This is a genomic window from Azospira sp. MPR-E4, assembly GCF_058809645.1.
The window spans coordinates 1-7,854 of record NZ_JBXAST010000088.1 but is presented as its reverse complement, the minus strand read 5'-3'; the positions used below and the strand labels follow the sequence as shown (position 1 = coordinate 7,854).

The 7,854-nt window shown below is 66.7% G+C and carries 6 protein-coding genes; all 6 read left to right on the top strand.

The window, feature by feature from the left end; genetic code table 11:
- The coding region (locus tag AC1RTA_RS16065) for an energy transducer TonB (protein ID WP_492785308.1) at window positions 1–318 on the top strand (318 nt) is incomplete at its 5' end.
- A 6-nt stretch (window positions 319–324) separates the two neighbouring features.
- Complete coding sequence (locus AC1RTA_RS16060) at window positions 325–1,068, top strand: MotA/TolQ/ExbB proton channel family protein (protein ID WP_014236769.1); 744 nt, start codon at window positions 325–327, stop codon at window positions 1,066–1,068.
- Window positions 1,069–1,500, top strand: a complete 432-nt coding sequence (locus AC1RTA_RS16055) for an ExbD/TolR family protein (RefSeq protein ID WP_492785307.1) — start codon at window positions 1,069–1,071, stop codon at window positions 1,498–1,500. It begins immediately after the preceding gene.
- A complete protein-coding gene (gene hemP / locus AC1RTA_RS16050; RefSeq protein WP_014236767.1) occupies window positions 1,484–1,672 on the top strand; it encodes a hemin uptake protein HemP in 189 nt (62 codons plus the stop codon). Before AC1RTA_RS16055 ends, hemP begins: the two co-directional genes overlap by 17 nt.
- A gap of 250 nt (window positions 1,673–1,922) precedes the next feature.
- Window positions 1,923–3,899, top strand: a complete 1,977-nt coding sequence (locus tag AC1RTA_RS16045) for a TonB-dependent receptor plug domain-containing protein (RefSeq protein ID WP_492785306.1) — start codon at window positions 1,923–1,925, stop codon at window positions 3,897–3,899.
- 1 nt (window position 3,900) lies between these two features.
- On the top strand, window positions 3,901–7,854 hold a 3,954-nt coding region (gene cobN, locus AC1RTA_RS16040), incomplete at its 3' end, for a cobaltochelatase subunit CobN (protein ID WP_492785305.1).

The following is a 7,854-nucleotide window of genomic DNA, read 5'->3' as shown; positions in this document are numbered from 1 at the left end:
GCCGCGCCCCCCGGACCGGCCGCCCCGGCGCCCGTGGTGGAAGCCAAGTTCGACGCCGACTACCTGCAGAACCCCAAGCCCACCTATCCGCCAGCCTCCAAGCGCCTGGGCGAACAGGGCAAGGTCTGGCTGCGGGCCCACGTGCTGCCCAACGGCACCACGGACAACGTCGAACTCAAGCAGACCTCCGGCAGCCCCCGCCTGGACGCCGCCGCCCTCGAGGCGGTGAAGCGCTGGCGCTTCGTGCCCGCCCGCCAGGGCAGCGAAGCCGTGGCCTCCTGGGTCGTCATTCCCGTTTCTTTCAGTTTGGAAAGCTAAGCCATCATGCAAGCCAATTTCGATTTCTCCCATTTCTGGGCCCAGGGCGACGCCGTCTCCCATTTCATCGCCATCGTCCTGCTGGTCCTCTCCGTCGCCAGCTGGGCCGTGATCCTGGGCAAGGGCTGGAAACTGTGGCGCCTGCGCCACGCCGCCCCGGTGGCCATCGACAGCTTCTGGCACGCCTCCACCCTGCAGGAAGGCCTGGACCGCCTGGAACCTGCCGCCCCCTTCGCCGACCTGGCCCGCCGCGGCAGCCAGGCCGTCAGCCACTTTGAAAGCCATTCCGGCAGCGCCCCCCACCTGGATTCCCACCTCTCCGCCAGCGAACTGGTGACCCGGGCCCTGCGCCAGGGCATCGCCCGCACCACCAGCCACCTGGAAGGCGGCCAGACCCTGCTCGCCTCCATCGGCTCCACCGCTCCCTTCATCGGCCTGTTCGGCACCGTCTGGGGCATCTACCACGCCCTGGCCACCATCGGCATGACCGGCCAGTCCAGCCTGGACAAGGTGGCAGGCCCCGTCGGCGAGGCCCTGATCATGACCGCCGCCGGCCTCTTCGTCGCCATTCCCGCGGTGCTGGCCTACAACACCTTCAACCGCAACCTGCGCGTCATCGGCGGCGACCTGGACGCCTTCGCCCACGACCTGCACACCTTCCTCACCACCGGCCACCACATGGCCGAATCCCCCGTGGTCCCCCACGGCCGCGGCAACGCCGGCGCCCGCAAGCTGGCCGAGGTGGCTTAAATGGCTTTCGGCGGATTCGAATCGGGCCCCTCCCAGCCCATGGCCGACATCAACACCACGCCCCTGGTGGACGTGATGCTGGTGCTGCTGATCATTTTCATCGTCTGCGCCCCCCTGATGACCCAGGCCATCAAGGTGGACCTGCCCCAGGCCAGCGCCGCCCCGGCGGACCCCAAGCCGGACACCGTGCAGGTGGCCCTGGATGCGGCGGGCAAGCTGTACTGGAACAAGACGGAAATCAACGCCGATGAGATGGCGGCCCGCTTCTCCGGCGCCGCCGCCCAGAACCCCCAGCCGGAAGTCCATCTCTCCGCCGACAAGGAAACGCGCTACCAGCGCGTGGCCGAAGTGATGGCGGCAGCGAAGGAGGCCGGCATCGTCAAACTCGGTTTCGTCACCCAACCTGGAGGCACCCATGAACCACGCCGATGAGCTCAAGCCCACCCTGGCCGTCGTCACGGTGGACAACCCGCCCGCCGGGCAAGCCCCGGTGGTGGCCAGCCGGCAGCTGTTCCGCGGCAACAACACGGTCCGCATCGAACATGGCGGCCAGTGCTACCTGCTCCGCCTGACCCGTGAGAACAAGCTGATTCTGACCAAGTAAAGAGCAACGTTTCACCCTCGACGCATCACCCTCTTGCCGCCAGCCAGCCCCCGGGCGAGCCAGCCTTCTTTTTTTGAGGTCCCGGTACCGGCCCCGCGCTGGCGCCTCCCTTTTCCTCGAAGCGAAGAGCCCCCGGCGGCAGCGGCGGATGCCCGACCCGTTTTTCCGTACCACCCACGACAACACGTAGCCAGCCACCGGTAGGCTTTCATGCCGGGCAGCAAGCCACGCCTCAAGATCAGGAGAGATCATGCGCCTTGCTTCCCGCCCCGCCGGGGGACATCCCGCGTCCGCCCATTCAGTACCCCTGCGTCCCCTGGCAGGTATTGCTGTCACCCTGCTGCCCCTGCTTTATCCCGCCCTGGTCAGTGCTGCCGATGGCACCGAACTGAAGGAAGTGGTCGTCAGCGCCACCCTGACGGAACAGGACAGCCGTACCGCTCCCGCCTCGGTCACCATTATTTCCAGGGAGGAACTGGAAACGCGCAACGCTACCGACCTGCTGGAAGCGGTACGGGGAGCCCCCGGCATAACCTTCTCCCCTCGCCAGGTAAGTGGTCGCAAGACTGTGGCTCTGCGAGGGCTCGAGGGCAAGCACACACTAACGCTGATCGACGGACGACGCATTTCCCCCAGTGATGATGTGGTCGGTCATTCGGACTACCAGTACGGCTGGCTGCCCATGTCGGCGGTGGAACGCATTGAAATTATCCGCGGCCCCATGTCAACCCTGTACGGCTCGGAGGCCCTGGGCGGTGTCATCAACCTGATCACCCGCCAGCCCAAGGACCGTTGGATCGGATCTGTCAGCATTTCAGGCTCCGAAGTACAGGGAGATGAAGGCGGCGGCGGTCACAACGCTTCAGTTTTCGCCAGCGGCCCCATCGGCGAACGTCTGACCTTGCGGGTCACCGGTGAAAAAGCACGCAATGGTGCAATCGCCAAGAAAGAGGACCGCCGTTCTTCGGAAATAGAAGGACGGGAATCCGACTCAGTCGGGATCGGTGCAACCTTTCAACTGACGCCACAGCATAGTCTGGAAGCCAACTGGAACGAGGTACGGGAACAACGCTTCTATGACGATGTTTCTATAACGAGAACCCCGGTATACAAAGAAACGCCCTATAGAAACTCCTACAGCATCCAACGCAACCAAGGCAACCTGACCTGGAAAGGCAAGTTTGCCGACTGGAAGACCCAGGTCCGGGCCTACCAGAGCGAAATAGACATCCAGAATTCACGCACCAACGGCGTCAGCGCCACCCGACCGCAGAACATGCAAGATCGCGTCATTGACGGCTTCGGCACAATCAAGCTTGGTAGTCACATGCTGACCCTGGGCGGAGAACTCAGGGAAGAGACCCTGCGCAATAACGGATTGACCAACGGCAAGGACGACGCCACCCACAAGGCCCTGTTCGTACAGGATGAGCTGCCCCTGGGGCATCAACTGACCCTGACGGGCGGCGTGCGGGTAGACCATCACGAGTATTTCGGCAGCGAAACCAGCCCGCGTCTCTATCTCGTCTGGGAAGCCAGCCCAGAATGGGTTATCAAGGGCGGCTACGGCCACGCCTTCAAGGCGCCAACCTTGAAGCAGATTTCGCCAAGCTACGTTGGTGCCGAAGGCCCTCATACATTCCAGGGCAACGCCAATATCAAACCTGAAAAATCCGACTCCTTCGAGATTTCTGCTGATTGGCGCAAAGGCTCCATGGGCGCCTGGGCCACCCTGTTCAATACCGAAGTTGAAGACCTGATCACCTATAAGTTACTCAGCGTCTCGGGAGGTCGTCGCTCCTACCTTTACGACAACGTGGACAAGGCCCGCATCCGCGGCATCGAAGGCGGTTTTACCTGGGATTTCGCAAAATCCTGGAGCTGGAACAACTCGCTAACTCTGTTGGACACCAAAGACAAGAGCACAGGAAAAAAACTGGAAGACCGTCCCGACCAGACCTTGACTTCCCGAGTGGACTGGAAGGGCGGCGATGGCTGGAGCGTCCGTGCCGGGCTGGAATACACCGGCAAACAGACGACCGCAGGCTTGCCCCTACCGGCCTACACCCTCTGGAATGGCAGCGTCGGCAAACAGCTGGGCAAGGGCTTTAGCTTGCGTGTAGGCATCAACAATCTGACGGATGTACGTCTGGCGGAAAAATCTCCGAACTTCGGTTATGCCGAAACGGGACGCACCATCTTCGCCACGCTGCGCTCGGACTTCTAAGATGACGCCCCTGCTCCGCGCCCTGCTGGTATTCCTGCCGGCCCTGCTCCACGCTGCCGCCGGGCAGGCGGCCCCAGCTGCCGGGAACAGCGCCCAGGGCGCGGCGCAGGCCCCCGCCATCCTCTTCGTCAGCACCGCCCCCATCCAGCCCGGCAAGTTCCGCCTGCTGGCCGACCTGGCCGCCAGGCAGGGCCTGCGGCTGGAATCCCGCTTCGCCGAGAAGCTGCCCACGGACGCGGATGGCCGCCTGTTCCAGGGCTACCGCGCCGTCTTTTTCGATGCCCCGCGGGACCACCTGCGGGACTTCGTCCAGGCCCGCCTGGCCACCGCCCTGCCCGGCCTCAAGGCGCCCCACCTGTGGCTGCACGAAGGCAAGCCTGCCTGGGCCGGCCTGCCCGAGCCCCTGGTCCGCCGCCTGCACGCCTACTACGTGAACGGCAGTCGGCCCAATTTCGAGAATTTCTTCCGCACCCTGGCCGCCCACCTGGCGGGCCGTTCCCTCCAGGGCATCCCGGAACCCATCGTCTTCCCCAAGAGTGCCGTCTACCACCCCAAGGCCCCCGGCCTGGTGTTTGCCGACGCCGCCGCCTACCTGGCCTGGAAGGGCGTCCAGACAGGCGTAGACATGGCCCCCGGCAAACGCCCGCCGGTCATCGCCATCGCCCTGCACCAGCAGTACATCGCCGCCGAGCAGACCGCCTTCATCAACGACCTCATCGAACGCATCGAGGCCGCCGGCGCCGTGGCCCTGCCCTTCTACAGCCCGGTCATGGACCCCATGGCGGTGCGCCGCCTGGTGCGGGTGGGGGAGCGCAACGTGGCCGACGCCCTCATCAACACCCAGATCATGCTCAACCCGGAAGGGCGGCGCAGCGAGTTTGCCGACCTGGGCATCCCGGTGGTCCAGGCCATGCCCTACCGCAAGGGCGACGCCGCCGACTGGGCCGCCGATCCCCAAGGCATCGCCCTCATGGACGTGCCCTTCTACCTGGCCCAGGCCGAATACGCCGGCGTCACCGACATCCAGATCGCCGCCGCCACCCGCAAGCACGACGACCAGGTGGTGAGCATCCCCGCCCAGGCATCGGCAGTGGTGAACAAGGCCCTGAAGCTGGTAGCCCTGCAGCGCAAGGCCAACGCCGAGAAGAAGGTCGGCGTGCTGTTCTGGAACTACCCGCCGGGGGAAAAGAACCTCTCCGCCTCCTACCTCAACCTGCCCCGCAGCCTGGAAGCCACCCTGCAGGCCCTCAAGGCCGCCGGCTACCGCACCGAGGAAGTGGCGGAGAAGCCCCTCACCACCCTGCTGCAGCGCCTGCTGGCCCCCTATTACAGGGACGGCGAACTGCCGGGCCTGCTGCGGGACGACCTGGCCGAACGCCTGCCGGTGGCCGTCTACAAGCGCTGGCTGGCGACCCAGCCGGAAGCGGTGCGGCGCAGCCTGCAGGAACGCTGGGGCGAGCCGGAAAAATCCGCCATGGTGCTGCGCCAGGACGGCCAGGCCTGGTTCATCGTGCCCCGCCTCAAGCTGGGCAATGTGGTGTTCATGCCCCAGCCGCCCCGGGGCGAAAAGTGGGAAGAGAAGGAAAAGGCCCTCTACCACTCCACCAAGGCCCTGCCCTCCCACTTCTACCTGGCCGCCTACCTGTGGCTGCGGGAACGCCAGGGAGAGGGTGAAAAAAGCGGCGCCAAGAGCGGCGCCAACGGCAGCGGCTTCGGCGCCGACGCCCTCATCCACTACGGCACCCACGGCACCCAGGAATGGCTGCCGGGCAAGGAGCGGGGCCTGGCGGTGAGCGACGCCCCCATGCTGGCGGTGGGCGATACGCCCGTGCTCTACCCCTACATCGTGGACAACATCGGCGAATCCCTCCAGGCCAAGCGCCGGGGCCGGGCCACCATCATCAGCCACCAGACCCCGCCCTTCGTCCCCGCCGGTCTGCACGAGGCCCTCACCCGCCTGCACGACACCCTGCACGCCTGGCTGGCCCAGGACGAGGGGGCGGTGAAGGAAAAGCTCAAGACCGACCTGCTGACCCAGGCGAAAAAGGAGCGCATCGACAAGGACCTGGGCTGGGCTGGGTCAGACGGTGAAGCGCGCCTGCAGCAGGAATTCCCCGCCTTCGTCGAACAGCTGCACGACCACCTGCACGAACTGGCCCGCACCGCCCAGCCCCTGGGCCTGCACACCTTCGGCCGGGCGCCGGCGGAAGTGCATCGCCTGGGCACTGTGCTGCTGATGCTGGGCAAGCCCTTCTGGGAGGCCCACGCAGCCCCCGGCGAGGAGGCGGACGAGACCCTGGTGGGCGACTACCGCAAGCTCAGAGAAAGCGCGCCCTACCGCCTGCTCAAGCGTTACCTGGTGGACCAGCCCCAGGCAGCGCCCCCCGCCGCCCTGGCCGAAACCGTGGCCCAGGCCCGCCGCTGGTATGCCGACCTGGGTGCAGGCAACGAACAGGCGGCCCTGCTGCAGGGCCTGGCCGGGCGCTACATCCCCACCTCCTACGGCGGCGACCCGATGAAAAATCCGGAAGCCCTGCCCACCGGGCGCAACCTCTACGGCTTCGACCCGTCCCGCATCCCCACGCCCCAGGCCTGGGCCGCCGGCAAGGAAGCCCTGGAGGCCCTGCTGGCCGAGCACCGCAAGCAGACCGGCAAGCAGCCCGCCAAGCTCACCTTCTCCCTCTGGTCCGTGGAAACCATGCGCCACCAGGGCATCCTGGAAGCCCAGGCCCTGTGGGCCCTGGGGGTGGAGCCGGTGTGGGATTCCGGCGGCCGGGTCAGCGGTGTCAGGCTGGTCTCCCGGGAAGCCCTGGGCCGGCCCCGGGTGGACGTGGTGCTCTCCGCCACCGGCCTCTACCGGGACCATTTCCCCAACGCCATGAAGCAGCTGGTGGAAGCGGTGCGCCTGGCCGCCGAGGCCGAGGAGGCGGACAACCCGGTGGCTGCCAACGCCCGCCGCATCGCCGCCGACCTCGTCAAGCGGGGCGTCCCCGCGGAAGCCGCCAAGCGGGCCGGCCAGACCCGCCTCTTCTCCTCCGAGTCGGGCAAATACGGCACCGGCCTGGACGACGCCGTGCTGGCCACGGACACCTGGAAAGGCAAGGCCGAGGGCGACCGCAAGCTGGCCCAGCTCTATCTTTCCCGCATGCAGTTCGGCTACGGCCCGGACGAGGCGGAATGGGGACAGGCCGGGGCCAAGGACGGCAAGGGCAAGGCCCTGGCCGGCCTCAACCTCTACGCCGAGCAGTTGAAAGGCACCGAGGGCGCCGTGCTTTCCCGCTCTTCCAACCTCTACGGCATGCTCACCACGGACGATCCCTTCCAGTACCTGGGGGGCATCGCCCTGGCGGTGCGCCACCTGGACGGCAAGGCGCCCCAGCTCTACATCTCCAACCTGCGCCAGACTGGCAACGGCGGCCCCGGCGGCGGCAAGGTGGAGGGCGCCGCCCAGTTCCTGGCCAAGGAGCTGGCCACCCGCAACTTCCACCCGGGCTACATCCAGGGCCTGATGCAGGAAGGCTATGCCGGCACCCTGCAGGTGCTGGACAGCGTGAACAACTTCTGGGGCTGGAACGCCACCGCCCGGGAAGTGGTGCGGGACGACCAGTGGCAGGAATTCGTGGACGTCTATGTGCGCGACAAGCACCGCCTGGGAGTGAAGGACTGGTTCGAGAAGGAAAACCCCCACGCCCTGGCCCAGACCATCGAACGCATGCTGGAAGCGGCCCGCCAGGGCTACTGGCAGGCCGATGCCGCCACCGTGGACGAACTGAAGCAGCGCTACCGGGAGCTGGCCGCCAAGCACGACGTGCGCACGGACAACGCCGCCTTCGCCAAGTTTGCCGGCTACGGCCTGCAGACCCCGGCCGCGGCCCCCGCACCGACCCGGCCGCAAAGCGCATCGCAGCTGGCCGAGACGCCGCCCCCGCCGGAGACGCCCGCCCCGCCCGTGATC